This window comes from Comamonas sp. A7-5, assembly GCF_039581385.1.
GTDB lineage: Bacteria > Pseudomonadota > Gammaproteobacteria > Burkholderiales > Burkholderiaceae_C > Comamonas > Comamonas thiooxydans.
In genome coordinates this window covers 518330-543932 of record NZ_JBCPWO010000002.1, presented here as the reverse complement: position 1 = coordinate 543932, position 25603 = coordinate 518330, and the positions used below count along the sequence as shown (strand labels likewise).

Here is a 25603-nt window from a genome sequence, read left to right as displayed (position 1 = left end):
GGTTTCAAGCGCCGGACTGCTCATTACTTGTAGCGACGCAGAATGCGCTCGGATTCCTTCTGCGCGTCGTCCATGGCCTGGGCTGCGGTCTTGGTGCCGTTCAGGGCCGCCTGAATCGCATCGTTGAGCACCTTGGTCACGCGCTGGTTCTCATGGGTGGAATACTCGGCCACCGACACGGGCAGTTGATCGCGCGCCACCAGTGCCTGGGGAAATTCCTGGCCGTACTTCTTGAGTGCGGGAGTCTCGTAGGCTGCAGGCGAGACCGCCACATAGCCGCTGTCCATGCTCCACTGCGCGGCACGCTCTGGCTGGGTCACCCATTTGGCAAACTCGAACGCAGCCTGCTGCTGCTGCCTGGGCGCATTCTTGAAGATGTAGAAATTGCCCCCGCCCGTGGGCGAGCCCTTGCGGACATTGCCGGCGATCTGGCCCACGCCGAAGTCGAACTTGGCATTGGCACGGATATTGGTGAGATTGCCCGTGGTCGTCACGATGATGGCGGCCTTCTTTTCCATGAAGTCCCTGGGCGTCGTGCCCCACTCCACCACACCTGCCGGGTGCACGCCGTCCTTGACCAGGCCGACCCAGAAGTTCAGCGCTTCCACCACCTTGGGGTGGTTGAGCATGACGCGGGTGCCGGACTCGTTGGCCAGCAGCACATCATTGGGCGTGGTCAGGGTCTGCAGCATCCAGTAGCCAAAGCCGGTGGACGGAATCTGGATGCCGTATTGCACGACCTTGCCGCTGGCGTCCTTCTTGGTCAGCTTGTGGGCGGCCTCCTTGAGCTCCTTCCAGTTCTGAGGCGCCTGGTCGGGGTTCAGGCCGGCCTCCTTGAAAGCTTCCTTGTTGTAGTACATCACCACGGTGGAGCGCTGAAAGGGCACGCCCCAGGTCTTGCCACCGGTCTGGCTGTTGGCCATGAAGGCGGGGTAAAAGCCCTTGAGCCAGGCCTTGTCGGCATCGGTCTTCACGAAGTCGTCAATAGGCGCAATCGCGCCCTCGTCCATCAGCGTGAACATATCGGTGGACAGCAGCACCGAAGTCGCAGGCGCCTTGCCGGCCTTGTGCGCCGTCAGCGCCTTGACGATGGTTTCCTGATAGGTGCCCGCATAGATAGGCGTGATCTTGTATTGCGGATGCGCCTTGTTGAAGTCCGCCGCATAACCGTCTATCACCTTGGTGATGGGGCCGCCCACGGCCACGGGGTAATAGAAAGGCACTTCCAGCGGGGACTGCGCAAGAGCAGTGCCCGCCAGGCCAAGGCCGGCGGCAGCGGCGATCACGCCATGAACAAAGGTTTGACGACGCATGGGAATCTCTCCTCGGGAATTGCAGACAATGGAAAACACCGGCGGCTCAGGCTGCGGCCAGCAAGGAGCGGGCGGATTCCACCGCCTGCCCACAAACATGAATGCGACCGCCCTGCGCATCGAACCAATGCGCAGCCTGCTGTGGCCAGTACAGGATCACGCCTTGTCCAGGCCGCAGATCTGCATGGGCATGGCCGGGCACACGCGCCGTCAGCAGCTCGCTGCCCACCAGGCAGCGCAGCACCAGATCGGCACCCAGATATTCAAAGCCCTGCACGGTGGCCGGAATGCCGTTGCCCAGTCCCTCGTGGCCGCTGCCGGCATCACCTGTCACGGCAATCACCTCGGGCCGCACGCCCAGCGCCTGCGGATAGGCGCTGCCAGCCACCAGATCCGGGGCCACGACCACATCGCTGCCTGCAATCCGGTTGCCCTGCAGGGCCACGATGTTCATGGCGGGCGTGCCGATAAAGCGCGCGGCAAACGTGGTTGCGGGCTTGGCATAGATCTCGCGCGGCCCAGCCGCCTGTTCCACCCGGCCCTTGTTGAGCAGCACCACCTGATCGGCCATGCTCATGGCCTCGGCCTGATCGTGGGTCACATAGACCACCGTGAGGCCCAGACGCTGCTGCAGCTCGCGCAGCTCGGCGCGCATTTCCTGGCGCAGCTGGGCATCGAGATTGGATAGCGGCTCGTCCATCAGACAGACCCTGGCCTGCGCCACCAGCGCACGGCCCAGCGCCACGCGTTGCTGCTGGCCGCCCGAGAGTTGCCCGGGCCGGCGCTCCAGAAGTGCCGTCAGCCCCAGCAGCTCGGCCGTTTGCTCAAGACGCTGCTCGCGCTCGGCCCTGGCAACCTTGCGCACCCGCAGACCGAACTGGATGTTGTCGGCCACGCTCAGATGCGGGAACAGCGCATAGCTCTGGAACACCATGGCAATGCCGCGCTCTGCGGGCGGCAGATGGGTGACGTCGCGACCATCGATGCGCACCGACCCCGAGGTGGGAATGTCCAGCCCGGCAATCATTCGCAAGGTGGTGGATTTGCCGCAGCCCGAAGGGCCGAGCAAGACGCAAAACGAGCCTGATTCAATGCGCAGATTCACGGCATGCAGGGCCGTGGCGTCACCCCAGGATTTGGCGACGTTCTCCAGCTCGATCAAAGACATCACACCAGTCTAGAAAGACTGGATGACAGCCGCGTGTCAACCCGGATCCAACTAAATAAAAACAGGAGCTTCTGGCGCCTGCTATTGATTGATCTCAGATAGAAATGATCTTGAATCATCCTTTTTAAATGCGAAAGCAGCTTCAATATCCATAGCATCAGTGCATGAAAAAAGCCCCGACTGCTTGCGCAGACCGGGGCTTGTCGTACGGCGGGGAAACCGCTGAAGGCTTACTTGGGCATCACCACCTTGAGCTTGGCGTTGGGAATCTCGCCAAACATCTCGGGCGCATACAGCGCTTCGGCACGCGTGGGCGGCAGGGCGAATTCACCGGCGTTGTTCAGGCGCACGGTGTATTCGACCTTGGTCGTCCCTGCGGGCAGGTACTGGTAGTAGGCACGGTAGGACTCGAAGCTGCGCTCCTCATAGGCCAGCCAGCCGGCCCCCTCCTGCTTCTCGCCCTTGGATGCGATCTCGGAATCGCGGCCCAGGCCGCCACCCAGAATGGTCGCCCCCGTGGGGACGGGATCGGTGATGGCCACCCAGGTCATATCGGTCTTGGCCTGCACCTCCAGCGTCACGCGCAGCACATCGCCGCGCGTGTACTGGCCGCCACCAAACATGCCCTTGTCGGCCTGCTCCACGGGCGTGACGGTCTTCTTGATGGTGTAGCCGGCGCTGAACGGCGCCTTCAGGGCCACGGCCGCCACGGACTGCACGGTCAGCCAGGGCTTGCCCGTGCCTTGCTGCGTCACGCTCAGCTGGCCCTTGCCGGCCTTGGCCCAGGGCATGAACATGGTGTTGTTCATCAGGCCGCCGGCACGCACGGGCTCGCCAAAGACGCTGTTGGCATGGGCCGTGCCCTGCGCATCCTCGGAGGTGGCGCGCCTGACCTCGGCCCAGTTCACCTTGGCCTCGTTGCCGTTCATGCTGGCCACGGTGCTGCCGGCCACGGGCTCGGACTCGAACTTCTGCGAGAAGCGGCGCAGGGCCAGAGCTCCCCAGAGGTTGGCCGTGGTCGTGTTCCAGGCACCGCCCTGCTGGCGAGCGATAAAGCCGCTGACCAGGCGCGGCATGTCTTCGGCCCATGCCGGGTCGTTGATGGTCGCGAGGATCAGACGTGCCAGATTCACGTCAGGGCCCTGCATCAGCCACCACCAGCCATCGTCCTGATCGGTCGAGAAGCCGGCACGCGTGCCGTTGTAGGTCAGGCGGGCACGCAGAATCTGCATGGCCTGGGCCAGACGCTCGTCGCGCTGGGGCGCATCGCTCATGCGCTGCAGCAGCAGCACCCAGTCGATGACCGTGTGCGTGGGCCACTGGTTGGGCGTGGCATTGATGCTGTCGAGCATGCGCGGCGTGGCCTTGCCAGTCAGCGCCAGCGCGGCAATCGCCGCCAGCTTGCGCATTTCCAGATCCTTGCGCGGGCTCCAGAAGTTGCGCTGGATGCGGCCTTCCACAAACGCGATCAAGCCGTCCTCCATGCGCGCACGCTCGGCGGCAGGAATCACAAAGCGCTTGTCAACGCCCTGCGCCATGGCCGACAGGTTCAGCAGATGCGCGGTCAGCGTATCGCTGCCGCGGCTGACCGATCCGTCCTGGGGCGGGAAGTAGTTGGCCAGGCCGTCACCGTCCAGATAGTTGGGCAGCTGGGCCATGGTGCTGCCCCAGAGATCGGCGTTGTTCATGCCGACGGCCTTGCTGGTGGTCTGCTCCAGGCAGGAGTAGGGGTAGCGGGCCCACCAGTCGCGCACGCCGGGCAGGCCTTCGGTCAGCTTGGGCACCAGCGACATCTGCAGACCACCGCGACCGGGCAGGGCATCGGCGGGCGGATTCACGGGCACGCTATAGCTGCCGTTGACCTGCACCAGCGTGGCCTGCTGCACCGACAGTGGCACGGCGGGCACGATGCGCTGGCTGATCTTGAGCGCATCCTGCGCCGCATCGGCGCCGCCAGCGGTGTCGCGCGCGGAAATCTCCCAGATCAGCGCCTCGGCACGCGTGCCGGAGAGCTGGGCCGGAGCCTTCACATCCCAGGCCACTTCACGCGCCTCGCCGGCGGGAATCTCCACGGTCTGGGCCTTGAGCTCCAGCATGGTGGCACGCGGCGTGACCTCCACCTTCATGGCCTTGGCCGAGGTGTTGCGCAGCGTGACCTGAGCGCGGAACTGATCGTCCTCGCGCACCAGGGGCGGCAGGCCGCTGATGATCTGCAGATCCTGCGTGGTGCGGATCGCCGCCTGGCCAGTGCCGAACAGGCTCACGCCCGCATCGGCCACGGCCACCACCTGGAAGGTGGTCAGGGCGTCGTTGAGCGGCACCTCGATCAGCGCCATGCCGTTGCCGTCCAGCACCACATCGGGCTTCCACAGCAGCAGGGTGTCGAGCAACTCGCGTGTGGGGCTGCGGCCACCGCCACCGCCCGCAGGCACGGCCTTCTTGCCGTAGTGGCGCCGGCCGATCACCTCCATCTGGGCCGTTGCCGTCTGCACGCCCCATTCGCGGCGCGTCAGCATGGCATCGAGCAAATTCCAGCTGCTGTTGGGCATCAGCTCCAGCAAGGCCTGGTCCACGGCCGCCAGCGCCACATGGGCACCTGCTGCAGGCTTGCCATCGGGCAGCGTGGCCTTGATGGTGACCTTGGCCGTGCCGCGCACCTTGTAGCTGGACTTGTCCGAGGAAACCTTGACGTCCAGGGTATTGCTCTTCAGGCCCACGCGAATTTCGGACATGCCGAAACGGAAGGCCGGCTTGGAGAGATCCACCATGGAAGTCGGCGCGATGAATTCCTTGCCGTCATTCCAGAAGGCACGCCACCACTCCAGCGGCGACTTGAAGCCCCAGGTAAAGAAGCTATACCAGGGCACTTCCATCAGGCGGCCGCGCAGCGCCAGCACGCTGACATAGGCATTGGGGCCCCAGTTGTCTTCGATCTTGACGTCCACCGTGGGGTTGTCACCCGCCAGCTCCACCACCTGGGTGCTGACGATGCCTTCGCGCTCCACTGCCACCAGCGCCGTGGCGCGGCGGAAGGGCATGCGCACCTGAAAGCGCGCGGTCTCGCCGGGCTCATAGCTCTTGCGCTCGGACAGCACGTCCATGCGGTCATGGTCTTCGCCGCCGAACCAGAGTTCGCCCTGGCCCGTGACCCACACCGAGGTCGCGGCCTGGCTGCTGCGGCCTTCCTTGTCGGCGGCCTTGACGATCAGCTCCACCTCGCCGGGCTGGGACAGCTGGGCCTCGCATTGAACAAGGCCATGACTGTCGCTGGTGCCCGAGCACACGGTGCCCAGATTCTTGAGCGTGGTCTGGTTGTCGTAGCTGTAGAAGCCGCCCACCAGCCGCTTGCGGCTGGAGGTGGTGATGCGCGCCACGGCTTCGACCTTGACGGGCACGCCGGCCTGGGCCTTGCCTGCCGTATCCAGCGTCAGCGCCTGAAAGCGCAGCTTGCGGTCCACCGAGATCCAGTTCTCGGAGCGCACGCCTGCCACTACGGCAGCCGGCCAGATGGTGCGCGTGCTGCGCAGGGTCTGCACCTCGCCGTTCGGGTCGGCGTAGGTCGCTTCCATCAGCAGCTCGCGCGGCTCGCCGGACTTGGGCAGCTTGTCGATAGCGACCTTGCCCAGACCATTCTTGTCCAGCGTCACGGGAAGCTTGTCGGCCACGACCTTGGTGTCGTCGGCCGCCGTGCTTTCCTCATCGTCGCTGCTGCCCACGTCCTGGGCACTGCGCGGCGGGTTGAAGCTGAAGCCGTCCCAGCCCGCGAAATCCAGCGATTTGGAACGCAGCAGAGCCGACACCTTGACCGGCAAATTGGCGGCAGCGCCACCCGAGACATAGTTGATCTGCACTTCGGCAGGCACGCTGCTGACAGCGTAGAGCTGCTCCTTGCCGGCCGGGCCCACACGTCCCTCCATCACCGGAAGGCGGAACTCCTCGACACGGAAGATGCCCGTGCTGAAGCTGGAGCGACGGCCGCTGCCATTGGTATAGCCCAGCTCCACCGCATATTCGCCGAGCTTGGCGGCCTTGGAGATGGGGAACTCGCTGCTCGCGCTGCCATTGGCATTCCAGCTCAGGGCCTGGGTAAAGCGCTGGCCACTGCCCAGATGGGTGATGGTCAGGCGGTCAGGCTTGTCCTGGGTCTGTTCAAAGCCCGTGGAGTTCTTGCCGGGGCCCGTCAGGGCACGCAGAAAGTGCTTCATGGACACGGTTTCGCCAGCACGGAACAGCATGCGGTCAAACACCGTATGCGCGACTTCGTCGCGCTTGCTGCTGGAGCTAGTCGGCACATTGAAGCGCCAGGACTCTATGCCCTTGTTCCAGTTGCTCCAGACAAAAGCCAGTTCCTCGCCAGCCTCGGTCTTGGCACGCGCACTCACGAAATAAGAGTTGCTGCGGTAGTAGCCGTCTTCGTTGCTGCAGGAAGGCGGATTGGGATTGAGGCCGTTGAAGGTCACCAGACCCTGGGCATCACTGACGGCCGAAGCAATCGCCTGACCGTTGCAGTCCGAGACCTGCACCGTGGCGCCCGGCACCACCTTGCCCTTGTCCAGCGTCGTCACCCAGGCCACGGAGTTCTCGCGCCCCAGCTTGAAGTGCACGGCCAGATTGGTCACCAGCACCGAAGTGCGCACATACATGGTGCGGCCCGCTCCATAGCCTTCGTCGAGCAGCGACTGGCCCAGCATGGGCGAGGCGATCTCCACTACCTGGAAGCCCGGGTTCAGCGGAATGCCGACGACCTCGAAGGGGCGCGGGTCGCTCTTGGCCGCCTTGGGCAGCTCCAGCGTCTGGGTCTGGCTCTGGCCGTCCAGCAGCGACAGCATGCGGGTCTGCACCCAGTGCTTGTCGTCGTTGATGACAGGAGGCAAGACCTTTACATCACGCGCAGCGCGCTTGCGCTCCACGCTGTAGCTGTCATAGCGCTCGACCTTCTTGAGCCAGGCGATGATGTCGGCGTCCGAGCCGCCCTTCTTGGTGCGCACCACGCTGGCGTCCAGCGACTTGCCCAGAAGCTGCGGCTCCACATTGCGCAGCGTCACGGGCAGCAGCGCCGGGCCCTTGGGGCCTTCGGCAAAGCGCTCGACGATGCCGAAGGGCGCGGCGGCAAACTTCACCAGCGGCGGCATATTGCCCGTGGCCGTGGCCAGCGGGAACATATTGGCATTGCTCAGCGTGCGACCCGCGGCATCCTTGAACTGCGGCGGCAGCTCCACCACATACTTGGTGTTTGGCTGCATGGTGGCGGGAAAGCTCACGCTGTCCACCAGCGAATCCTCGGCCAGCTTGTCGCCGTTCTGCTCGATGATGGGTGCCACGGCCGAGGCACCGCTCTTGAGGCGTATGCCTTCGATCAGCTTGCGCGGCACCGGCGCGCTGAATGACAGACGCATGGGGCGGATCGGCAGGCAGGCGGCGTTGGCGTTCTCGCGCTCGCAGCTGAAGTCGGCGCTGAAGGGCTGGCGCACCTGGTACTCGTAGCGCTGCTCGTCCTTGCTGACCAGGCCATTGGCCATGGCCACGCCCTTGCCATAGACCAGGGTCATCTTGCTGCCCGAGGTCAGACGGCGGTTACAGGCCAGCACCACGAAGTTCTGCGGGTTCTTGGCCGCATCCTTGTCCCAGTGGCGCTGCTCGAGCACGGCCTCGCGGTCCTTGCCCTCGATCAGTTGCACGGGAATGCGCTCGCCCACACCTTCGGAGGTACACCAGACGCGCTGCTTGAGGCTGTCGACGGATGCCGCACCCGTCAGGCGCAGAGCAAAGTACTGCTGCTCGTCCACCTCTTCATAGGTATCGGGCGCGATGCGGGCCACCTGCGGTCCGCCGGTCTGGAACTGATAGCTGGCTGCGCCCGTCAGGGCCGTACCCGCGACGCTTTTGAACTGCGAGTTGAGCTGGGCCGTGCAACGCACGCCGGCGGGCAGGTTCTGGGCAAAGTCGAAGACCCATTCCTTTTCGCTGTTCCAGCGCCCTGTGCCCTTGGCGGCCTGCGCATTGCTGCACTGCAGATTGACCGGCGCCGCGGCCTTGGGGTCGCCAAAGCGCACGGCTGCCCCATCGAACTGCACCACCACCTGGCCCACCTTGCTTACATCGCCCTGCGGGCTGAACTGGCGCACCCCCACGGCATGGGCCGCCGTGGCCGCCAGGCCCCATAACAGGCCTGCCTTGAGCAGCACGCGCCAGTGCGGCGCGATCTGCTCCCTCTTCCTTCCCTCTGCATAAGGCACAGTCATACAGTCACTTCCTTTTGGGGCCGGCGTGGCCGGCCCTGGCTGTTTGAATCTGAAGTCTGGAGTCAGCGACGCAGCAGTGCGGGACGGCAGAATGCAAAAAGCCCTGCCTCGCAAGTGAAGCAGGGCCTTGAGCAGGTGCCGCACGCGCGAAACTACTGCGGCTGGAAACCGCTGCGCTGAATGATACCGGCCCAAACCTTGGAATAGGCGGCCTCACGCTCCCCCAACTGGCGGGGATTCATGTATCCAACTGTAAGCCCCAACGCCGTCAACTGCGCGTAGACGTCACGCTGCTTGAGCACATTGCCCACGGCTGCAGAAAAGCGCTCGACAAAGGCCTGGGGCACGCCCTTGGGCGCAAAGATGCCGTAGTAAGGCATGTCCTCGAAGCCCTTGATGCCCTGCTCCAGCAAGGTCGGCACTTCGGGCATGGAGGCCTGGCGCTTGGCGCCCAACACGCCGATCACGCGCAGCTTGCCAGCCTTCTGGTTCTCCATGAAGTCGGGCACCGAGGCAATGCCGGCAGGAATCTGATTGCCCAGCATATCGGCCAGCAAGGGAGCGCTGCCGCGATACGGTGCCGCCACCAGATCGAGCTTGTAGTGGTCGGCCAGGATCTTGACCAGAAATTCGGGCGTCGAGGCCGGAGCCGGAATGCCGATGGTGCCGTTCTTGGCACTGCCCCTGGCCCAGGCCGCGTACTCGGCCAGATTCCTCACCGGCGTGTTGCTGGACACGGCCAGCGCATTCACGAAAGTGGCGACCCCGGCCACGGGAATGAAGTCCTGCTGCGGATCGAAGCCCGGCTTTTTCACGACCTTGGGCAGGATGGAGATGGTGTGGTCATGCGTGAGAAACAGCGTATGGCCATCGGCAGGCGCGGCCTTGAGCAGTTGCGCTGCAATCTGGCCGCCGGCGCCGGGACGATTCTCCACCAGCACCGTCACGCCGCCCAGTTCGTCCTTGAGCTTGTCGGCCAGCAGGCGCCCAATCGCGTCCGAGCCACCGCCGGGCGGAAAGCCCACCAGAATGCGGATGGGCTGGCCCGACGAGGCCCAGGCCAGCGGCCCCAGGGCCGATGCTGCCACCGCTCCCGCACCGGCTCTCAGCAATTGACGACGAGATTGCGTCATGTGTTTTCTCCTTATGCTTTTTCCAGACTAACCAAAACAAAAGCGCCCGGCAAAGGGCGCTTTCAAGGCGTGAACGTTACGCCACAGTGCTTGAGTCCATCAGGCCAGACGAGCGTGGTGCTTGGCCAGCTGCGCACGCACCTGCGCCGGCGCCGTACCGCCCAGCGTGTTGCGGGCATTGAGCGAGCCTTCCAGGCTCAGGGCTTCGAACACATCGGCCTCGATGTTGGGGTTGAAGGCCTGCAGCTCGGCCAGTGGCAGCTCGGTCAGGTCCACGCCCTTCATGGTGGCCAGCTTCACGGCGTGAGCCACGGTTTCGTGGGCGTCACGGAAGGGCAGACCCTTCTTGACCAGATAGTCGGCCAGGTCGGTGGCCGTGGCATAGCCCTTCAGAGCTGCAGCGCGCATGTTCTCGGCATTCACGGTGATGCCGCCTTCCTTGACGCCGCTGGCGGGGTTGAGCTGGCCGCCGATCATCTCGGCGAAGATGCGCAGCGTGTCCTTCAGGGTGTCCACCGTGTCGAACAGCGGCTCCTTGTCTTCCTGGTTGTCCTTGTTGTAGGCCAGGGGCTGGCCCTTCATCAGCGTGATCAGGCCCATCAGATGACCGACCACGCGGCCGGTCTTGCCGCGTGCCAGCTCGGGCACGTCGGGGTTCTTCTTCTGGGGCATGATGGACGAGCCGGTGGTGAAGCGATCGGCGATCTTGATGAAGCCGAAGTTCTGGCTCATCCAGATGATCAGCTCTTCCGACAGGCGGCTCACGTGCACCATGCACAGCGAGGCAGCAGCGGTGAACTCGATGGCGAAGTCGCGGTCGGACACGCCGTCCAGCGAGTTCTGGCTCACGCCTTCCATGCCCAGGGTCTTGGCCACGCGCTCGCGGTCCAGCGGGTAGGTGGTGCCGGCCAGGGCGGCAGAGCCCAGGGGCAGCACGTTGACGCGCTTGCGCACGTCCAGCATGCGCTCGGCATCGCGCTTGAACATTTCCACATAGGCCAGCATATGGTGGCCGAAGCTCACGGGCTGGGCCACTTGCAGATGGGTGAAACCGGGCAGGATCACGTCCACGTTCTTCGCGGCCACGTCGACCAGCGAGCGCTGCAGCTCCTTGAGCAGGCCTTCGATCAGGTCGATCTCGCTGCGCAGCCACAGGCGCACGTCGGTGGCCACCTGGTCGTTGCGGCTGCGGCCGGTGTGCAGACGCTTGCCGGCATCGCCGACCAGCTGGGTCAGGCGCGCCTCGATGTTCAGGTGCACGTCCTCCAGATCCAGCTTCCACTCGAAAGTGCCGGCCTCGATCTCGGCCGTGATCTGCGCCATGCCCTTCTGGATGGAGGCGAAATCTTCGGCTGCAATGATCTTCTGGGCCGACAGCATTTCGGCGTGTGCCAGAGAGCCCTGGATGTCGGCTTGCCACATGCGCTTGTCAAAGAACACGCTGGAGGTGTAGCGCTTGACCAGGTCGCTCATGGGTTCGGAGAACAGGGCAGACCAGGCTTCGGCCTTGGAATCGAGCTGGTTGTGCGAAGGAGCAGATGTAGACATGTGAGGGCAACAATCCCGTAAAACCACAGGCCGCCCAATGCAGAAGTTTGGCGTGACGGCTGTGCAAAGCAGAAACAGGGATTTTATCGGCCTGACCCGGCTTGGGCGCCACAGCGTCCCAGAGCCATTGCCGGCCACTGCGACAAAGCGCTGTTCGCGCCCCATAAACTCCCGATTCAATAGCACACTGCGATTGATAGATAAGGCCTGCAAGCCTTATCCAGCCAAGCTGGCAAATCCGGCTGCAGCCACCCGGTTTCTGGCTTGCGCGGACAATCACATCGTCCCCGTTCACTTCCCTCCCAGGCCGCTGCCCAAGCGGCTGACGCGCCTCCCGGCATGCATTCCCGCTCTTCCCTGATTTCCGGCCTCGGTTTTGCGCTGGCCGCCTGCGCGCTCTGGGGCGCGATTTTTCTCGTGCCGGCCATGCTGCCGGAGTTCTCGCCGCTGCAGATCACCTTTGGCCGCTTCGTGCTCTATGGCGTGGTGGCCTTATGCGTTTTTCTGCCTCGGGCCACCAGGCTGCTGCCCAGGCTGCAAGCGGCCGATATCCGGCATCTGGTCTGGCTGGCCCTGACGGGCAATGTGGTGTACTTTGCCCTGGTCGCCACGGCCGTGCAATGGATAGGCATGGCCGTGACCTCGCTGATCGTGGGCCTGGTTCCCGTCACCGTGCCGCTGCTGGGACGCAACACCCATGGCGCGCTTCCGCTGCGCCGCATGCTGGCGCCCATGGCGCTGATCCTGACCGGCATCGTGCTCGTCAACGCCCATGCGCTGACCACAGGGCCCGAAGGCAGCCAGGAGCGCTATCTGCTGGGCGTGCTGATGGCCGTGCTGGCCATGCTCTGCTGGAGCCGCTACGCGCTGGACAACACCCGCTATCTGGCGCAAAGCCGCTTCAACGGCACGGAATGGTCCACACTCTGGGGCCTAGTCGTCGGACTCATCAGCGCCTTGCTTTGGGCGCTGCTCTGGCTGGTATCGCCGGAGGCCAGCGGCGCTGGCAGCCCCGATATTCCAGCCCAGCGCTGGCAGCTGTTCTGGCTGTTGAACCTGGCCGTGGCCGTGCTCTCGTCCTGGCTGGGCAACTGGATGTGGAATGCCGCCAGCCAGCGCCTGCCCATCACCTTCGTGGGCCAGCTGCTGGTGTTCGAAACCCTGTTTGCCCTGGCCTACCACTTCCTCTACGAGCAGCGCCTGCCCCGGCTCGGCGAGTTGGCGCCCATGCTGCTGATTCTCGCAGGCCTGGTCTGGTCGCTCAGACGCTTTCAGGCCGCAGGCCGGGCTGCTGCCTAATTTTGAGTCAGCACAAACGCTGATGCATCAAACCGACAGATGCCGCGCGAATTGCAGCTGCACAGCGGCTGCTGGCCAATAATCACAGGACTTGCGCAATTTCGAACCGGGCATGCATCCCTGTCGACAGGGATGCCCTTTGTGCTTTTTTCGCCCCAGTCTGCATCCAAGACAGCGCCCTGCTCCAGACCACCTGTGCCCATTTCACCGCTCATCGCCGCCACTCCCGCATCGGCCCGCACGGTCCTGGTGTTCGACGCCTGCAATGCCGGTGTGGTCCTGCGTGCCGTGCTGTTTGTACAGGTGGTGGCGAGCACGGCCGCCATCTATGGCGCGGACTCGTTCTGGGAGTGGTTTTCCAGCGCCGCCCTGCTCACCGGGGCTTGCCTGCCCGGTACCCTGGTCTGGCTGATAGCGGCCTGCAGCCTCAAGCACCAGTTGCAGCGCCTGGGCACGCGCGGCCAGTATCTGGCCGGCGTGCTGCTGGGTGCCCTCGCGGGGCTTTACGCCTGCGGCATGCTGCTCTTCATAGGCATAGCCAAGGTCCCCTGGCTGGCCAGTGCCGTCACGGGAGGCCTGCTGGCCGCGCTGCTGGTGACGGCGCTGGTGCTGCGCGCGCGCGGCAACACGCCGGCGCAGACCCAGGCCCGTCTCACCGAGCTGCAGTCACGCATCAGACCGCATTTTCTGTTCAACACCCTCAACAGCGCGATTGCGCTGGTGCGTGCCGAACCCGCCAAGGCCGAGGCCTTGCTCGAGGACCTCAGCGACCTGTTTCGCTATGCGCTGGCCGAACCCCATCTGACCACCACGCTGGCCCAGGAGATAGAGCTGGCCCAGCGCTATCTATCCATAGAGCAGGTACGCTTTGGCGAGCGGCTGCAGATGCAGTGGCAGCTCGATGAAAGCGTGCATGGAGCGCTGCTGCCGCCGCTGCTGCTGCAGCCGCTGGTGGAGAACGCCATCCGTCATGGCGTGGAGCCCAATGCGCGCGGCGGCAAGCTGCAGGTCCGCACCGAAAGGCGCGGCAACGAGGCGCTGATCCAGATCATCAACACCTTGCCGCCGGCCAGCGCCGAGCATCAAAGCACGGGCCATGGCATGGCCCTGGACAATGTCAAGGCCAGGCTGTCGCTGCTGCACGATCTGCAAGGCAGCTTCAGCGCCAGGGTACGCGATGGGCTGTATGTGGTGCGCCTGAGCGTGCCTTTGCTGCAGACCGACCCAAAACCGGGACAATCCCGCCATGCACATTCTGATCGTTGATGACGAAGCTCTGGCCCGCACCAGGCTGCGCACTCTGCTCGGCGACTGCGCACATGGCCCCCACCATATCCAGGAAGCCGCCGATGGCGAACAAGCCCTGCAGATGCTGCAGGCCGCACAGCCGGCCCCGGTGCAACTGGTGCTGCTGGACATCCACATGCCGGGCCACAACGGGCTGCGACTGGCAGCGGCTCTGGCCGAGCTGCCCAACCCGCCCGCCATCGTGTTCGTGACGGCGCATTCCAGCCATGCGCTACAGGCTTTCGAGCTCGATGCAGTGGACTATCTGACCAAGCCCGTACGCCTGGAGCGCCTGCAGCAATCGCTGCAAAAGGCCGAACGTGCGCTGAGCACGCGCAGCGTCGTGGACAGCGGCCCCGTGCTGCTGATCCAGGAGCGCGGCGGCACGCTGCGGCTACCGCTGTCCGAAGTACGTTTTCTCAAGGCCGAGCAGAAATACATCACCGTGCGCACCGTGCAGCGCAACTACATCCTCGACGGAGCGCTGGCCGATCTCGAAACCCGCCATGGCGAGCATCTGCTGCGCATACACCGCAACGCCCTGGTGCTGCGTGCGGCCTTGCGCGGCCTCGAGAAATATGACGACCCGCAGGAAGGCGAAGGCTGGGGTCTGCGCCTGCAGGGCGTGAGCGAGCTGCTGCCGGTATCGCGCCGCCAGCTGGCGGCGGTCAAGACCGAGCTCAAAGATATTTCCTGAATGAAAAAACCGACTGGAAGCCGGTTTTTTTATCGACTGCAGTTGCAATCAATGTTCGTGCTTGTGCGCCGCTTCATGGGCAGCCGCGGGCGCGGGGGCGGGCTCGTGCGCATGCCCGACCTCGGCACCATGATCGTGGTCATGCTCGTGTCCATGGTTGTGCGCCGCGCCGCTCATCACCGTCACGATGACAATGCCCAGCAGCAGCCAGAAGACCTGGGCTGCGGTTTCCTTGGCGCTCAGGCGCTTTTGCAGCTGGGGAATCAGGTCGGCCAGCGCCACATAGATAAAGCTGCTCGACGCAATGACCAGGAAATATGGCAGCAGCTCGTGCAACTGTCCGATGAGGAAATAGCCGGCCACCCCGCCCAGCGTGGTCACGGCTCCTGCCATGGACACCTTGATCAGCGCCACGCGGCGATTGCTGCTGGACTGGCGCAGCACCACGATATCGCCCATGTGGTGGGGCACCTCGTGCGCCAGCACCGACAGAGCGGCAATCAGGCCCAGGCGGATGTCGGCCACGAAAGCCGATGCAATCAGCACGCCATCGCCAAAGCAATGCACGCTGTCGCCCGTCAGAATGGCCCAGCCGCCCTTGCCATGGCTGTGAGCATGCGTATGCTCGCCATGCTCATGGCGGGCGTGACCATGCTGGTGATCGTGGCCATGACCGTGGTGCACGGGAACATGCTGGTGGGCGTCGCCATGCGAATGCTCATGGCCGTGGTGCCAGAGCTCGGCCTTGGACAGCAGAAAGAAAAACACCAGCCCGATCAGCAGCACCACGAACAGATCATGGGACTTGCCGTGGCTCTCGAACGCCTCGGGCAGCAAATGCATGAAGGCCGTGGCGAGCAAGGCTCCCGCCGCCAGGCTCAGCAAACGCTGGGGCATCAGCCCTGGCGTGCGCCCCCCTCCCAGACTCATCAACAACGCGGCCACCCAGACACTGCCGATACCAGCAGCCAGGGTGGCCAGAATAATTGCTACCAATGTCATAGCTTTATATGGCTTAACCGCAACCTTTTACAGGCGAATCTTGAGGATTTTCGCAGAATGCGCCGCCCAACGCGGCCCGCTTGCGACTATCCCCATACCGTCAGCCCCGGATGCGCATGGCATGCATGGCATGCCGGGACTTCTTTCACCTTAGCAAAGCTGTCAAGCCCCCCGGGCCGAAAATTTCAGCGTCTGAGACATCAAGCCACGCCATGCTGGTTGAACCAGGTCAGCATGCGGGTCCAGCCGTCCTGCGCGGCCTGCTCGCGGTAGCTGGGGCGATAGTCGGCATGGAAGGCATGGGGCGCCTCGGGGAAGATCACGAACTCCGAGGCCCTGGCCGCCGCAGAGCCGGTCTTGAGTGCTGCCTTCATGGCTTCGACCGACTCCAGCGGAATGCCCGTGTCCTTGCCGCCGTACAGGCCCAGCACCGGCGCCTTGAGCTGTCCCACCAGATCCAGCGGATAGCTGGGCTGCAAATCGTTCTTGTTGCCCTGCAGGCGCCCATACCAGGCCACGCCGGCCTTGAGCGGGGCATGTGCGGCATACAGCCAGGTGATGCGCCCGCCCCAGCAAAAGCCGGTGATGGCCAGCTTCTTCACATCACCGCCCTGCGTACCCGCCCATTGCACGGCCGCGTCCAGATCGCCCATGACCTGGGCATCGGGTACCTTGGCGATCACCTCGCTCATGAGCTTGGCCATCTCGGCATAGGCCATGGGATCGCCCTGGCGCACAAACAGATCGGGGGCGATCGCCAGATAGCCGGCACGCGCCAGGCGGCGGCAGGTGTCGGCAATGTATTCGTGCACGCCGAAGATTTCGGAGATCACCAGCACCACGGGCAGATTCTGCCTGCCCGCAGGCATGGCCCGATAGGCCGGCAGCTTGAAGCCTTTGACATCGATGCTGACCTCACCTGCCGTCAGGCCGTCGACCGGAGTCTTGATGGCCGTCTGCGCCATGACCGGCCCGGCAGCGCAGGCATAGCCCACGCCCAGGCCGGCCCCCAGGGCTGTGCGCAAGGCCGCGCGGCGGCTGGGCCGGGCATCGGCGCGACCGCCAAGCAGCCCCTGCATATCCTGAGCGATGTCTTCGTACTTCATGGATCCTCCTTGGGTTGATGGAATCTCAAGCCAGCCCGGCTCGCGCAGCAAGCCGAGCTGGCCATGCAGTCTAAAGCCAGTGCCTTGCCGTCAGCTCAGACCAGCCAGCGCAGCAGCGCCGCGGCAGTTGCCCCCAGAATCACCACCAGCAAGAACGGTGCCCGCAGCCACAGGGCCAGCGCCGCCACCAGCAAGGCGCCCAGACGCGCATCCAGGCTGATGCGCGTGCCGCTGGCCAGGGTGTTCATCACCGTCAGCGATGCCAGCAGCGCCACCGTCAGACAGGCCGCGATCTGGGCCATGCGCGGGCTGCGCATCCAGCGCTCGGGCAGGCTGTAGCCCAGCAGCTTGGTCACAAAGGCCAGCGCGCAGGCCAGCAAGATCCATTGCCACAGGGACAGCGTCATTGCTCGGCCTCCGAAGGGCGCACCCAGCCCCAGAAGGCGCCCAGGGCCGCGGCCAGCAGAATCGGCACGCCTGCGGGCACCCAGGGTATGGCCAGGGCCGTGACCAGGCCGCAGGCCAGTGCCAGCGCCACCGGCTCGCGCGCATTCAGGCGCGGCCAGAGCAGACCGAGAAAGGCCGCCACGGCGGCACCGTCAAGACCGAAGCGGCGCGTGTCGCCCAGCGCATTGCCCATCAGCGCGCCCAGCAAGGTGAACAGATTCCAGAGCAGGAACACGCCCGCCCCGGCGACCCAGAAGCCGCGCCGCTGCTCGGCCAGATCTTCCTGCCCCGATGCCGTGGCCGCAGATTCGTCGATGGTCCAATGCGCCGCCAGCCAGCGCTGCAGCCCCTTGACGCCCAGCAGACGGCTCATCTGCATGCCGTAGATGGCATTGCGCACGCCCAGCAGCGAGGCCGCACTGACGGCCGCCATGCCGCTGCCGCCACCGGCAACCACGCCGATGAAGGCGAACTGCGAACCGCCTGTGAACATCAGCGCGCTCAGCGCCATGGTCTGCCAGAGATTGAGGCCGGCCGCCACGGAAAGCGCACCGAAGGAGATGCCGTACAGCCCCGTCGCCACCGAAATCGACAGCCCCATGCGCACGGCGGGCGTCATTGCAAAGCCTTTGAACAAGATATTTCCCGCAACAAGCTAGAACAATTCAGGAGCTGACAGTGCATGTGAACAAAGCACTTCAGGTCAAAAACAACCTGAAGTTCTTTAATAGAAAGCGCAGGCAGCTCTCTTTTTTAAGGATTCGCCTCGGCAAGACCTAGTCGCCCCGGGACAAACGCATATCAGTGCGCCTGTTGGTGAAAAGCTCAATGCGCCTTTTCCCAGCTGCTGCCAAAGCCGATCTCGGCCAGCAGCGGCACGGACAGATCGGCCACGCCGGCCATGATGGCCGGGATCTCGGCCTGCACCCAGTCCCTGGCGGATTCAGGCAGCTCGAACACCAGTTCGTCATGCACCTGCATGATGACCAGCACCTCGGGCTTTTCGGCATCCAGCCTGGCCTGCACGGCCACCATGGCCTTCTTGATCAGATCGGCCGCCGTGCCCTGCATGGGGGCGTTGATGGCCGCGCGCTCGGCCGCTTTCTTGCGCGGGCCGTTGCCGCCATTGATCTCGGGCAGCACCAAGCGGCGGCCGAAGACGGTCTCCACATAGCCCTGAGCGTGGGCCAGCTCCACGGTCTGGTCCATATAGCGCTTCACGCCGGGATAGCGCTGGAAGTATTTGTCGATATAGGCGGCCGCAGCCTTGGTTTCAATGCCCAGGTTCTTGGCCAGGCCGAAGCTGCTCATGCCGTAGATCAGGCCGAAGTTGATGACCTTGGCATAGCGGCGCTGCTCGCTGCTGACCTCGTCCACACTCACGCCGAAGACTTCGGCGGCCGTGGCTCGGTGCACGTCCAGGCCGCTCTTGAAGGCACTCAGCAGGGCCTCGTCGCCCGACAGATGGGCCATGATGCGCAGCTCGATCTGCGAATAATCGGCGCTGGCAATCAGCTTGCCCTCGGGGGCCACAAAGGCTTCGCGCACGCGACGGCCTTCGGGCGTGCGCACGGGAATATTCTGCAGATTGGGGTCGTTGCTGGACAGACGCCCCGTCACTGCCACGGCCTGGGCGTAGTGGGTGTGCACGCGGCCGTCGCTGGGCAAGGCCATCTGGGCCAGCTTGTCGGTGTAGGTGCCCTTGAGCTTGGACAGCGAGCGGTGCTCAAGCAGCTTGGCGGGCAGCGGATAGTCCTCGGCCAGCTTTTCCAGCACTTCCTCGTCCGTGCTGCGCGCGCCGGTGGCGGTCTTCTTCACGACGGGCATGCCCAGCTTGTCGAAGAAGATCTCTCCCAGCTGCTTGGGCGAGGACAGATTGAAGGGCTGGCCCGCAATCTCGTAAGCCTCTTCCTCGAGCTTGAGGATGCGCGCGCCCAGATCATTGCTCTGGCGCGCCAGCTCGCCCGCGTCAATGCTGACGCCATTGCGCTCGATGCGAAACAGCGCTTCGCTGGTCTGCATTTCCAGCTCGTAGATATGCAGCAGCCCGGCATGGGCCTGGATGCGCGGCCACAAGGTGTTGTGCACGTCCAGCGTCTGGTCGGAGTCCTCGCAGCTGTACGCAGCGGCCTTGTCCACAGGCACCTGGGCAAACGGAATCTGGTTCTTGCCCTTGCCGCACAGGTCCTCGTAGCTGATGCCAGTACGACTTACGTGGCGCAGCGCCAGGCTGGTCAGATTGTGCGGGCGGTCGGCTTCGAGCACATAGGACTGCAGCATGGTGTCGTGCGCATAGCCGCGCACAGTGATGCCGTGATTGGCAAACACATGCTGGTCGTATTTGACATGCTGGCCCAGCTTCTTCTTGCCGGCATCCTCCAGCCAGGGCTTGAGCCTGGACAGCACCATGTCCATATCGAGCTGCTCGGGCACGTCCATGCCTTCGTGGCGCAGCGGAATATAGGCGGCCTCGCCCACGGCCACGCTGAAGGAGATGCCGACGATGCGGGCCACCATCTCGTCCAGCGAATCGGTCTCGGTATCCAGCGCGGTCAGCTCGGCGGCGCTGATCTTGGCCAGCCATTCATCGAGCTGAGCCTCGCTCAGAATCGTGGTGTAGAGGACATCGCGCTGCTGGGCAGTCACGGCGACCTCGGTCGCCGCCGCGTCATCGGCATCGAACAGGCCGCCCTGGGCACTGTCGACCTTGGCAGCCTTGCCCGGCTTGGCCGCCTTGGCTTCGGCTGCTGCGGCGCCCAGCGTGCGCACCAGCCCCTTGAAGCCGTATTTCTCGTAGAAGGGCGCAAGCGCTGCGCTATCGGGCTCGGCCAGCGTGATGGCATCGAGCTGCGGCAGGCCGCCGATATAGGAGGACAGATCGCAGTCGGTCTTCATGGTCACCAACTGGCGGCTCAGCGCCAGCTGACCGCTGGCAATCGCATCGCGCAGGTTCTGACCGGCAACGCCCTTGATATCTGCGGCGCGGGCAATCAGATTGTCCAGCGAACCATACTCCTCCAGCCACTTGGCTGCAGTCTTGGGTCCGACCTTGGTCACGCCGGGCACGTTGTCCACGGTATCGCCCACCAGGGCCTGGTAGTCGATCATCAGCGCCGGCGGCACGCCGAACTCGGCCGTCACTCCCGCCACGTCGCGCTTCTTGCCATTCATGGTGTCGATGATGGTCACATGCTCGCCCACCAGCTGGCTCAAGTCCTTGTCGCCGCTGGAGACGATGACCTGTATGCCCTGGGCCGCCGCGGTCTGCGCCAGCGTGGCGATCACGTCATCGGCTTCCACGCCGGGCACGGCCACCACTTTCCAGCCCAGCAGTTGAACCACCTCGTGGATGGGCTCGATCTGGCTGCGCAAGTCATCGGGCATGGGCGAGCGCGTGGCCTTGTACTCGGTGTACATCTCGTCGCGGAAGGTCGGGCCCGAGGCATCGAACACGCAGACGGCGTAATCGGCCTGCACATCCTTCCTCAGCGCCTGCATCATGTTCACCATGCCGCGGATGGCGCCCGTGGCCGGGCTGGCCGGGTCGCCTGGAATCGCCCGCAGGTCGGGCATGGCATGGTAGGCGCGGTAGAGGTAGCTGGAGCCGTCCACCAGCACCAGGGTCTTGGAATTGCTCATACCCCGGATTGTGCACGCGTGCCCGGCTCCTCCGAGCTGCAGCCCAAAGACAGGCTGCGCCTGGTGGGACAATTCGAAGTCGCCCTACAATCTATGCATCATGCGCGCTGCACCACTTTTCATCATCCTGAGCCTGGCTGCCGGATCCGTTCTGGCCCAGTCCCCCACTCCTGCTCCGGCCAATGCCGTGGTCGCTCCTGCGCCCCAGGGCCAGCAGGACAACACGGCGGCGACCGGCAGGCACAACCAGCGGATCGAACATATCCGCGTGGAAGATGCTGGCAGCCGTGTGGATGAAACCCGTGTGGGCGGTCAGACCCAGAGCATCACCGTGCAACCCAAGGTAGGCTCCATGCCCGAGTACGAGGTGCAGTCCAACGACGGCGCCCGCGCAGCCCGCAACCGCGACAACAACAGCGGCGACACCACGGGCACCCGCGTCTGGAATTTCATCAAATTCTGAAGCGCGGCGCGCTTTCCCCCATTCATGACAGGGCAGTGCTTCACTGCCCTGTTGCATATAGACACCTTCTCCCCGCTAGTTCGGTCGGTCGCCCCAGACCGGCGTATTCACCATGGCTGTTTTCACCGAAGTTTCCGATAAAGATGCGCGCGAGCTGCTGCGCCGCATGTCCCTAGGCGCGTTCAAGGAATTGCGCGGCATTCAAGGCGGCATTGAAAACACCAACTATTTTCTGACGACCGACCAGGGAGAGTGGGTGCTGACACTGTTCGAGCGCCTGAGTGCCGAGCAGCTTCCTTTTTACCTCTACCTGATGAAGCACCTGGCGCAAGCCGGGATTCCCGTGCCGGACCCGCAGGGCGAGACACGCAGCGGTGACATTCTGCTCAAGGTCTGCGGCAAGCCCGCATCCATCGTCAACCGCCTGGCCGGCAAGAGCCAGCTGACCCCGGCTGCCGTGCACTGCGCTGCCGTGGGCGAGATGCTGGCGCGCATGCACCTGGCCGGTCAGGACTACAACCGCCAGCAGCCCAATCTGCGCGGCCTGCCCTGGTGGAATGAAACCGTGCCCGTGGTCCTGCCCCATCTGGGCGAGGAAACCACCGCCATGCTGCGCGCCGAGCTGGCCTATCAGAACCATATCGCCGCCTCGGCCAGCTATGCGGCCCTGCCGCGCGGCCCCATCCATGCCGACCTGTTCCGCGACAACGTGATGTTCGACGGCGACCGGCTGACCGGTTTTTTCGACTTCTATTTCGCGGGCGTGGACACCTGGCTCTTCGATCTTGCGGTCTGCCTCAACGATTGGTGTATCGATCACGCAACAGGTGCACATGATGCCGAGCGCGCCAAAGCCATGCTTGCGGCCTACCAGGCCGTGCGTCCGCTGACCGGGCCCGAGCGCGAGTTGCTCAACGCCCAGTTGCGTGCCGGCGCCCTGCGTTTCTGGATCTCCCGCCTCTGGGACTTCCATCTGCCGCGTGAAGCCGCACTGCTGCAGCCTCACGACCCCACCCACTTCGAGCGCGTGCTGAGCCAGCGCATCGCACATCCGCTGACGCTGGACTGAGTACCAGGCAAGCTGATTGCTCCGGGGCTTTTGATGGCCCCGCTCAGCCGTCTCGGGTACAGTGCAAGAAGCGACTTTTGCACGCTCTCGCAAAAGTATTTCAGCCTCTTCCATGAAACTTCAAATCGTTCCACCCGGCACCGGTCTGCAATGGGTGCTGCAGGGTCTGCGCACCTTCAAAAGCCAGCCCCTGGCCCTGGCCGCCCTGTTCTTTCTGGGCATGGCCAGCATGTCTCTGATCTCGGCCCTGCCGCTGATCGGCCCCGTCATTGCACTGGCACTGCTGCCATGCATCTCGCTGACCATGATGGTCGCGGCATCCGAAGCCGCCCACGGCCGCAAGCCCACACCGGCGCTGCTGCTGGTGGCTTTCCGCTCCGGCAGCCAGCATCTGCACTCCATGCTGATGCTGGGCGGCCTCTATGCCGCAGGCTTTTTGCTCATCATCGGTGCCTCCAGCCTTGTGGACGGCGGCACGTTTGCCAGCGTCTACCTGGGTCAGACTCCCATGACCCGCGAACTGGCCGAAGAGCCCGAGTTCCAGTCCGCCATGTGGCTGAGCATGTTTCTCTACCTGCCGCTGTCGCTGGCCTTCTGGCATGCTCCGGCGCTCATCCACTGGCATGGCATCAGCCCCGTCAAATCGCTGTTCTTCAGCTTTGTCGGCTGCATTCGCAATATCGGTGCCTATCTGGTGTTCGGTGTCTGCTGGATCGGCGTGTTCATCGTCTCCGGCATGGCCCTGGCCATCGTGACCGGCATCCTTGCCATGCTCATCGGCAGCATTGCCGGTGGCCTGATGGTGGCAACGGCACTGATGCTGGCAGCCATCTTTTTTACCTCGATTGTGTTTACCTTCCGTGACAGCTTCAGCCCGCCCGATGCCGACCAGACTATGACCGACTCCTCGTCGGGCACAGCGCCGCCATCATCGGATTCCTAAGCTCGAGCACTACCACCCTGCACCAGCACCAGCACCAGCCCCGACCCCAGGTCGGGGCTTTTTTTATGGGCCGAACAAAGGCCCGCGCCAGCAGATCATTCATCCCGGCGTCATCAAGCCGCCACGGCACTGTCATATTTGTTTCCTAGGATTCGCAGGACTGACCAAGGCATGCATCTCATGTCCTGGCATTCATTCAATTCAGCGCTGCCCCAAGTCTGCGCTTCACCCCACACTGCGAAACTCTCATGGCACAAAATCTGCTCAGCCGTCGTAAGGCCCTGCAACTCTTTTCCGGCGCTCCTCTGCTCCCACTGGGTTCGGTCGTGTCCGCATCCAGCCTGCTGGCCGCATGTGGTGGTGGTGATGACGACACCCCGACAACGCCTACGACGCCTCCCGTCACCAAGAACTATGTTTCCGCCACCTTCACCAGCATGGCCGCGCCTACGCTGACCACGCCCGCCAATATGGCCACCATGTATGTGGCTTCGCAGCTCAAGGTGGCGTTCGACGACAAGAGCGAGCAGGTCTTTGATCTGGGCTATGAACCCTACTTCGTCACTGGCGACATGGTGACCGACGGCAAAGGCGGCAAGATCCTCGCCGGTGGCTACTACGACATCAACAACCAGCCCATCATGGACAAAAGCGTGGCTGGCAAGGAACGCCACTTCTTCTCCGACTGCCCAGATGGCTCTTCGCTGCTGCAACTCGACAACGCCAAAGTAGACGGCGTCAAAGGCAAGCCCGTGTTTGCGGTGGTGCAGTTTGAGTACGCCAACAAAGACCAGTCCGGCAAGAGCGCCTACGGCACCCTGCCATCGCCCATTGCCGTGCTGACACTGGATCAGGATCAGACTACGGGCAAGCTGAGCCTGGTCAAGTACCACAATGTGGACATGTCCAAGGCTCACGGCCTGTGGATCACCTGCGGTGCCAGCCTCTCGCCCTGGAACACCCACCTGTCCAGCGAAGAGTACGAACCCGATGCTTTCAGCGCCAGCAACTCCTCCATGTTCAAAGCCTTCAGCAAGAACGTGTTTGGCGATGAAACCAAGGCCAACCCATACCACTACGGCCATCTGCCTGAAATCACGGTCAATCCCGACGGCACCGGCACGGTCAAGAAGCACTACTGCCTGGGCCGCATTTCGCACGAGCTGATCCATGTCATGCCTGACAATCGCACAGCACTGATGGGTGACGACTACACCAACGGCGGTCTGTTCATGTTTGTCGCGGACAAGGAAAAAGATCTCTCCGCCGGTACGCTGTATGTGGCGCATTACACGGAGTCGCTGACCGACACCTCCACCGCCAAGATGGAGTGGATCAACCTCGGTCACGCCACCAGCGCTGAAATCGAAGCGCTGGCTAACAACACCAAGCCCACCGACATCATGGAGTCGCTCACGACTGACCCCGGCGACGCTAGCTACACCAAGGTCTTTCTGGATGGCAGCGCCGCCTGGATCAAGCTCAAGTCCGGCATGGAGAAGGCTGCGGCCTTCCTAGAAACCCACCGCTATGCCAATCTTATGGGTGGCAGCATGGCTTTCACCAAGATGGAGGGCACAACGATCAGCATCAAGGACAAGGTTGCCTACTCGGCACTGGCCAATATCCAGACCTCCATGATCCAGAACGACAAGCTCTGGGATGCCAAGCACAATGTCAACTTTCCCAAGACGGTCAAGGCGGGCGGCATTCTGGAGCACAAGCTGGGCGGCAGCATCAAGGACACCAAAGGCACGGCCATCAACAGTGAATGGGTGCCCACAAGCTCGCACATGCTGATGATGGGCGAAGACATTGCCGCAGATGCACTAGGCAACACCGCCCACCCGGACAAGATTGCCAGCCCCGACAACCTCAAGTTCTCCGAAAAGATGCGCACGCTCTTCATCGGCGAAGACAGCGGCAACCACATCAACAACTTCCTGTGGACCTATAACGTCGAGACCAAGGCCATGTCGCGCATTCTGTCCACACCGGCAGGTGCCGAATCCACAGGTCTGCATGCCGTGGACGAGATCAACGGCTGGACCTATATCCAGAGCAACTTCCAGCACCCCGGTGACTGGAGCACTCTGCACGCCAAGGTCAAGGATCAGCTCGACGGTTTGATCAACGCCAATTACAAGGACAAGTTTGGTGCGGCAGTCGGCTACATGACGGCCAAGCCCACGCAGATGACACTCAAGGCCAAATAAGCCGCTTCAATCCAAAATGCCGCCAGCGTGA

The 25603-nt window shown here is 63.8% G+C and carries 17 protein-coding genes; 7 read left to right on the top strand and 10 right to left on the bottom strand.

Annotation, left to right across the window (positions count from 1 at the left end; genetic code table 11):
• Positions 1 to 23: 23 nt before the first annotated feature.
• From AAIL67_RS05435 to argH, 5 genes are all read right to left on the bottom strand, one after another.
• Positions 24 to 1313, bottom strand: a complete 1290-nt coding sequence (locus tag AAIL67_RS05435) for an ABC transporter substrate-binding protein (protein ID WP_063661640.1) — start codon at positions 1311 to 1313, stop codon at positions 24 to 26.
• Positions 1314 to 1359: 46 nt separating this feature from the next.
• Complete coding sequence (locus tag AAIL67_RS05430) at positions 1360 to 2481, bottom strand: ABC transporter ATP-binding protein (protein WP_343483528.1); 1122 nt, start codon at positions 2479 to 2481, stop codon at positions 1360 to 1362.
• 230 nt (positions 2482 to 2711) lie between these two features.
• Complete coding sequence (locus AAIL67_RS05425) at positions 2712 to 8723, bottom strand: MG2 domain-containing protein (RefSeq protein ID WP_343483527.1); 6012 nt, start codon at positions 8721 to 8723, stop codon at positions 2712 to 2714.
• A gap of 152 nt (positions 8724 to 8875) precedes the next feature.
• A complete protein-coding gene (locus tag AAIL67_RS05420) occupies positions 8876 to 9856 on the bottom strand; it encodes a Bug family tripartite tricarboxylate transporter substrate binding protein (RefSeq protein ID WP_343483526.1) in 981 nt (326 codons plus the stop codon).
• A 99-nt stretch (positions 9857 to 9955) separates the two neighbouring features.
• Positions 9956 to 11404, bottom strand: a complete 1449-nt coding sequence (gene argH, locus AAIL67_RS05415) for an argininosuccinate lyase (protein WP_034353260.1) — start codon at positions 11402 to 11404, stop codon at positions 9956 to 9958.
• Positions 11405 to 11743: 339 nt separating this feature from the next.
• On the opposite strand from argH, the gene AAIL67_RS05410 reads away from it, so the two are divergent.
• The 3 genes from AAIL67_RS05410 (at position 11744) to AAIL67_RS05400 (ending at position 14687) form a co-directional block, all read left to right on the top strand.
• Complete coding sequence (locus AAIL67_RS05410; protein WP_343483525.1) at positions 11744 to 12703, top strand: DMT family transporter; 960 nt, start codon at positions 11744 to 11746, stop codon at positions 12701 to 12703.
• Between the two features lie 195 nt (positions 12704 to 12898).
• Positions 12899 to 13969, top strand: coding sequence for a histidine kinase (locus AAIL67_RS05405; RefSeq protein WP_343483524.1), 1071 nt, complete (start codon positions 12899 to 12901; stop codon positions 13967 to 13969).
• Positions 13950 to 14687: a LytTR family DNA-binding domain-containing protein gene (locus AAIL67_RS05400; protein WP_034378633.1), complete on the top strand. Its 738-nt coding sequence runs from the start codon at positions 13950 to 13952 to the stop codon at positions 14685 to 14687. Before AAIL67_RS05405 ends, AAIL67_RS05400 begins: the two co-directional genes overlap by 20 nt.
• Positions 14688 to 14735: 48 nt before the next feature.
• On the opposite strand, the gene AAIL67_RS05395 is transcribed toward AAIL67_RS05400, so the two are convergent.
• The 5 genes from AAIL67_RS05395 to polA form a co-directional block, all read right to left on the bottom strand.
• The gene (locus tag AAIL67_RS05395; RefSeq protein WP_034378631.1) at positions 14736 to 15689 is read right to left on the bottom strand and encodes a ZIP family metal transporter; all 954 of its coding nucleotides are present in this window, start codon (positions 15687 to 15689) and stop codon (positions 14736 to 14738) included.
• Positions 15690 to 15889: 200 nt separating this feature from the next.
• Complete coding sequence (locus AAIL67_RS05390) at positions 15890 to 16795, bottom strand: dienelactone hydrolase family protein (RefSeq protein WP_343483523.1); 906 nt, start codon at positions 16793 to 16795, stop codon at positions 15890 to 15892.
• Between the two features lie 95 nt (positions 16796 to 16890).
• Positions 16891 to 17202, bottom strand: coding sequence for an AzlD domain-containing protein (locus tag AAIL67_RS05385; RefSeq protein ID WP_082877265.1), 312 nt, complete (start codon positions 17200 to 17202; stop codon positions 16891 to 16893).
• Positions 17199 to 17861: an AzlC family ABC transporter permease gene (locus AAIL67_RS05380; RefSeq protein ID WP_034353248.1), complete on the bottom strand. Its 663-nt coding sequence runs from the start codon at positions 17859 to 17861 to the stop codon at positions 17199 to 17201. Before AAIL67_RS05380 ends, AAIL67_RS05385 begins: the two co-directional genes overlap by 4 nt.
• 206 nt (positions 17862 to 18067) lie before the next feature.
• Positions 18068 to 20881, bottom strand: coding sequence for a DNA polymerase I (polA, locus tag AAIL67_RS05375; protein WP_343483522.1), 2814 nt, complete (start codon positions 20879 to 20881; stop codon positions 18068 to 18070).
• A 100-nt stretch (positions 20882 to 20981) separates the two neighbouring features.
• Here polA and AAIL67_RS05370 point away from each other — a divergent pair, with 100 nt between their 5' ends.
• The 4 genes from AAIL67_RS05370 (at position 20982) to AAIL67_RS05355 (ending at position 25572) form a co-directional block, all read left to right on the top strand.
• Positions 20982 to 21344 carry a hypothetical protein gene (locus AAIL67_RS05370; RefSeq protein ID WP_343483521.1) on the top strand — a complete coding sequence of 121 codons (363 nt, stop codon included), beginning with the start codon at positions 20982 to 20984 and terminating at the stop codon, positions 21342 to 21344.
• Positions 21345 to 21456: 112 nt separating this feature from the next.
• Positions 21457 to 22413, top strand: coding sequence for a homoserine kinase (locus AAIL67_RS05365; RefSeq protein WP_343483520.1), 957 nt, complete (start codon positions 21457 to 21459; stop codon positions 22411 to 22413).
• A 112-nt stretch (positions 22414 to 22525) separates the two neighbouring features.
• On the top strand, positions 22526 to 23356 hold the full coding sequence (locus AAIL67_RS05360; protein WP_063661654.1) for a BPSS1780 family membrane protein: 831 nt from the start codon (positions 22526 to 22528) through the stop codon (positions 23354 to 23356).
• A gap of 248 nt (positions 23357 to 23604) precedes the next feature.
• A complete protein-coding gene (locus AAIL67_RS05355) occupies positions 23605 to 25572 on the top strand; it encodes an alkaline phosphatase PhoX (protein ID WP_343483519.1) in 1968 nt (655 codons plus the stop codon).
• Positions 25573 to 25603 lie beyond the last annotated feature (31 nt).

Bases quoted from the DNA above. Each gene is read 5' to 3' on its own strand.
- AAIL67_RS05435 (WP_063661640.1), bottom strand. From the start codon at position 1,313: ATGCGTCGTCAAACCTTTGTTCATGGCGTGATCGCCGCTGCCGCCGGC.
- AAIL67_RS05430 (WP_343483528.1), bottom strand. From the start codon at position 2,481: ATGTCTTTGATCGAGCTGGAGAACGTCGCCAAATCCTGGGGTGACGCC.
- AAIL67_RS05425 (WP_343483527.1), bottom strand. From the start codon at position 8,723: ATGACTGTGCCTTATGCAGAGGGAAGGAAGAGGGAGCAGATCGCGCCG.
- AAIL67_RS05420 (WP_343483526.1), bottom strand. From the start codon at position 9,856: ATGACGCAATCTCGTCGTCAATTGCTGAGAGCCGGTGCGGGAGCGGTG.
- argH (WP_034353260.1), bottom strand. From the start codon at position 11,404: ATGTCTACATCTGCTCCTTCGCACAACCAGCTCGATTCCAAGGCCGAA.
- AAIL67_RS05410 (WP_343483525.1), top strand. From the start codon at position 11,744: ATGCATTCCCGCTCTTCCCTGATTTCCGGCCTCGGTTTTGCGCTGGCC.
- AAIL67_RS05400 (WP_034378633.1), top strand. From the start codon at position 13,950: ATGCACATTCTGATCGTTGATGACGAAGCTCTGGCCCGCACCAGGCTG.
- AAIL67_RS05395 (WP_034378631.1), bottom strand. From the start codon at position 15,689: ATGACATTGGTAGCAATTATTCTGGCCACCCTGGCTGCTGGTATCGGC.
- AAIL67_RS05390 (WP_343483523.1), bottom strand. From the start codon at position 16,795: ATGAAGTACGAAGACATCGCTCAGGATATGCAGGGGCTGCTTGGCGGT.
- AAIL67_RS05385 (WP_082877265.1), bottom strand. From the start codon at position 17,202: ATGACGCTGTCCCTGTGGCAATGGATCTTGCTGGCCTGCGCGCTGGCC.
- AAIL67_RS05380 (WP_034353248.1), bottom strand. From the start codon at position 17,861: ATGACGCCCGCCGTGCGCATGGGGCTGTCGATTTCGGTGGCGACGGGG.
- polA (WP_343483522.1), bottom strand. From the start codon at position 20,881: ATGAGCAATTCCAAGACCCTGGTGCTGGTGGACGGCTCCAGCTACCTC.
- AAIL67_RS05370 (WP_343483521.1), top strand. From the start codon at position 20,982: ATGCGCGCTGCACCACTTTTCATCATCCTGAGCCTGGCTGCCGGATCC.
- AAIL67_RS05365 (WP_343483520.1), top strand. From the start codon at position 21,457: ATGGCTGTTTTCACCGAAGTTTCCGATAAAGATGCGCGCGAGCTGCTG.
- AAIL67_RS05360 (WP_063661654.1), top strand. From the start codon at position 22,526: ATGAAACTTCAAATCGTTCCACCCGGCACCGGTCTGCAATGGGTGCTG.
- AAIL67_RS05355 (WP_343483519.1), top strand. From the start codon at position 23,605: ATGGCACAAAATCTGCTCAGCCGTCGTAAGGCCCTGCAACTCTTTTCC.